General features: G+C 36.3%; 3 protein-coding genes. All 3 read left to right on the forward strand.

The window, feature by feature from the left end:
* Positions 1-266 (forward strand): hypothetical protein (locus ACFX4X_RS25230; RefSeq protein ID WP_377387594.1); only part of this gene is annotated, 266 nt, incomplete at its 5' end.
* Between the two features lie 898 nt (positions 267-1164).
* Positions 1165-2691: a malate:quinone oxidoreductase gene (locus ACFX4X_RS25235; protein ID WP_284472127.1), complete on the forward strand. Its 1527-nt coding sequence runs from the start codon at positions 1165-1167 to the stop codon at positions 2689-2691.
* A gap of 780 nt (positions 2692-3471) precedes the next feature.
* Positions 3472-3879 (forward strand): YbaN family protein, encoded by a 408-nt coding sequence (locus ACFX4X_RS25240; protein ID WP_377387597.1) that lies wholly within the window; start codon positions 3472-3474, stop codon positions 3877-3879.
* The last annotated feature ends 133 nt before the right edge of the window (positions 3880-4012 follow it).

The following is a 4012-nucleotide window of genomic DNA, read 5'->3' on the forward strand; positions in this document are numbered from 1 at the left end:
GCGAGCATCTGGAGGGGAAATCAACCACAACTCACTACCTGGTAAATAGCAACAAAGTATGTGAAAACAGCCTTTTATTTAAAAGGTTCCAATCAATAGCGGATAGATTAATGCCATCAGCAGATAATATGAGCGGAGGAGTGAAATATATGCAACAAGATAATACTGATTCATTTAATGTTCTATACCTAATTGCTTTTGGGGATGAATCCAAAAATAAATGCTGCAGAAGAGAAGTTAAGTGCGTTGTTTCCAGACGATTATAAGTTGATATTTACCCCTAAGATTGGTTACTGGATTCTTCATTCCTATTAAGGATACCTAAATCAAAGGAAAAAATGGAATCATATGGAAAAATAAACCAGGAACAAAGAATAGTTTATTCGAACTGTTCATTAACTACTTCCTATCTCCTCTGAAAACTGTCATAATAATAAAGATGAAATTTTGTGGAGAGTGCTCATATGATTTGGTTATTCTTATCTTTATTGGGTTTAATATTTATTGTTTTAGCAATCTTTTATTTTGTATATAAAGCTAAAACATATGATAATAATCATTAAGTACTATTTCATTTATATTTGATTTCATTTTTTCAATAGGCAGTGGGAGCAATTTTAATAGGATTACTTCTTATTATCATTGGACTGAAGGTTCCTAATAATTCAGGCCATCTTCTCTTGCTTATGTCGCCCATTTTATTTCCAATTTTTATTTCGGATTGTACTACAATTTTATGTTCTCATTTGGACCTGAAATTTGTATAATTAGAAGAGCGCCGGAAAACAACCGGATAGCAAGGCAAGGGTTTCAGCACTGGCAATAAGATAAGATGTAATTCCTGCCGTTGAAATTACGTAGGGAACGTGTTCGAATCCTGTCAGAGGCTCACTTTTCTTTGATGCAATTTGTGTCATATCTTCAATAAGCCTTAATTAAATAGGCGTTATTCTTCATTAAGAAGTTTCGCCTTGCCTCACAGAACCAAAGGGGGCAGTTTAGTTTAAGTTCATTTCTTCACATAAACTATATAATAGCAATATAGTTTATTCTATTAATTATTGTAATACACTATGATATGGTTATAATGAGGCAGAAAAGGTTTGTGACTAGGTCGCGCCTTGGCTTGACGCCTAAACAGGAGCATCTACATCCTTTCTGCAAATATATGGAGTAAGGAAGGTTAACATGAGCAACAGTGAAACTAAAACAGAAGTTATCTTAATTGGCGCCGGTATTATGAGTGCGACTTTGGGAACATTCCTGAAAGAGTTAGTGCCGGAATGGGAAATCAAAGTGTTTGAGAAGCTTGAAGACGCAGGGGCGGAAAGCTCTAACGAGTGGAATAATGCGGGAACAGGGCATGCTGCACTGTGTGAGCTTAACTACACAACTGAAAAACCGGACGGATCTATAGATATTAGCAAAGCTATTAAAATTAATGAACAGTTTCAGCTTTCAACGCAGTTTTGGTCTTATCTTGTAAACAGCAAGCTGATAAAAAACCCTCAGGACTTTATCATGCCATTGCCTCATATGAGTATGGTGTTAGGGGATGAAAATGTAACATTCTTAAAGAAACGCTTTGAAGCGCTTTCAAAAAATCCTCTGTTCCAAGGGATGGAGTTTTCTGAGGACCCGGCAAAACTGATGGAATGGATTCCGCTTATTATGCAAGATCGCCTTTCGAATGAAGCTATAGCGGCAACTAAAATCGACTCTGGAACGGATGTCAACTTTGGTGCTTTAACACGCATGTTGTTTGACCACTTAAAGACTAAAAACGTCGATATCAAATATAAACATAGTGTTGATAATCTTAAAGTTACTAGCGATGGCTCATGGGAATTAAAAGTGCGTAATGTCGATAGCGGAAGCGTAGAGCGTCATACTGCAAAATTTGTCTTTATCGGAGGCGGGGGCGGAAGCCTTCATTTACTGCAAAAATCCGGTATTCCTGAAGGGAAGCATATTGGCGGTTTCCCAGTAAGCGGATTTTTCATGGTATGTAATAATCCAGAAGTAATTGAGCAGCATCAAGCAAAAGTATACGGAAAAGCTAAAGTTGGTGCTCCACCAATGTCTGTTCCGCATCTTGATACACGATATATCGACAGTGAAAAATCGTTGCTATTTGGACCATTTGCCGGTTTCTCACCGAAGTTCTTAAAAACAGGTTCAATGTTCGATTTAATAACTTCCGTAAAACCGGATAATGTCTTAACAATGTTGGCGGCGGGTGCAAAAGAGATGTCATTGACAAAATACCTGATCCAGCAAGTTATGTTATCGAAAGAACAGCGCATGGAAGAGTTACGAGAGTTTATCCCGAACGCTAAGAGCGAGGATTGGGATTTAGTAGTAGCTGGCCAACGTGTACAAGTTATCAAAGATACTGCTGAAGGCGGCAAAGGAACGCTTCAATTTGGTACGGAAGTTGTTAGTTCCGCTGATGGCTCGATTGCAGCATTACTAGGTGCTTCTCCAGGTGCTTCCACTGCTGTTCACGTTATGATAGAGGTAATTAAAAAATGCTTCCCGCAACATCTGAAAGAGTGGGAACCAAAAATCAAAGAAATGATTCCTTCTTATGGCGTGTCACTAATGGAAAATCCAGAGCTTCTGCAAGAAATTCATGCTTCAACAGCAGCGGCTCTTGGTCTAAAAGAAAAAGAGCTAGCCCATAGTTAATTCTTTGGATGTAGAAACAAGGTATGAATTTACTTAAGGAATTGAGTAAATAATAGAATGCCATTGGAAGTAAAACATAGAACCTTTGATCTATCTTTGGATTGAAGGTTCTTTGTTTTGTCTTAAAGAGTAATTTTCTTATTCAACTGGTATGAACGAAGCTGTCTACCCACCACACCTAAATGTTCGAGGAAGAAGGTATTAGTAAATCTTTTGAAGAAAAATAAAGAGATTGGTAAGAAGTGCTTAAATACTTTCTGATATTTAATGAAATTTAAAAACGGTAAAACTATTTGCTAATACTTTAGGGGGGAATATTGAAACAAGCATTACTGATAATCGGAATTATGGAAGTTATTAAGAAGAACAAGGAGTTTTTGAGAAAGAAAAAATCGTTAATAACATTAATACTGTAATTGAAAAAGCAATAAATAAAAGTATCTCAGTTGTTTTTATGAGAGATTTAGATGTTTCAAATGAGAAGGACCTGGATTCCAGATACACCGGGACATTAGAGTACCATCAACTGCTATCATATTTGATAAAGCTTCCCCGAATTCTTTTTATGGCATTCCATTACACGAGCATGTAAGTAAAAATAATATAGAGCGTATGGTAATAATGTGGTGTATTTGTTTAAACCTGTTCACAATAATTACCGATAAATATCATCTTCAACGAACTGGTACTTTACTTCGTTACCAGGAGCTGCTGATAAGTGATGTTTAATCAATTGGACTTCCTCTTTACGTAATAAGGGAATAGAATATAAATAAAAAGGTGATTACAATTAAAAAAGTAAAAAGTATCCTATTTTTCCTTCTTGGATTCATATCCCTTGTGATTGGTGTTGCAGGGACTGTGTTACCTGTTCTGCCGGGCGGACCGTTTTACTTATTCGCTGCTTTTTGCTTTGCGAGAAGTTCAAAGTCGATTGAAAACTGGTTCAAAAGCACCTCATTATATGAAAAATACGTTGAAGCATTCCTACAAAAAAAAGGTATGACTAGAAAAGAGAAAATTAGAATCAATTTAGTTGCCGATTTCTTCATCATAATTTCTGTATTTTATGTGGACATCCTTTTAGTGAAAATCCTGTTGGTGGTGCTCGCCCTCTACAAACATTATTATTTCATTAAAAAAATTAAGACAATTGACCTAAACAGTACGAAACAAAGAACCTCTTGAAAATGTTCTTCAATTAACGGGTGCTTTACTTCAGTAAGAGAGTTGCTTCGGCAGCTCTTTTTTGTATGAAAACATATTCGTGAAAGGCCATACTAAAATAAGCCCACCAAATTCTAATTTTTTTGAAGGACGT

Source organism: Peribacillus sp. YIM B13481 (assembly GCF_042787985.1).
Classification (GTDB): domain Bacteria; phylum Bacillota; class Bacilli; order Bacillales; family DSM-1321; genus Peribacillus; species Peribacillus simplex_A.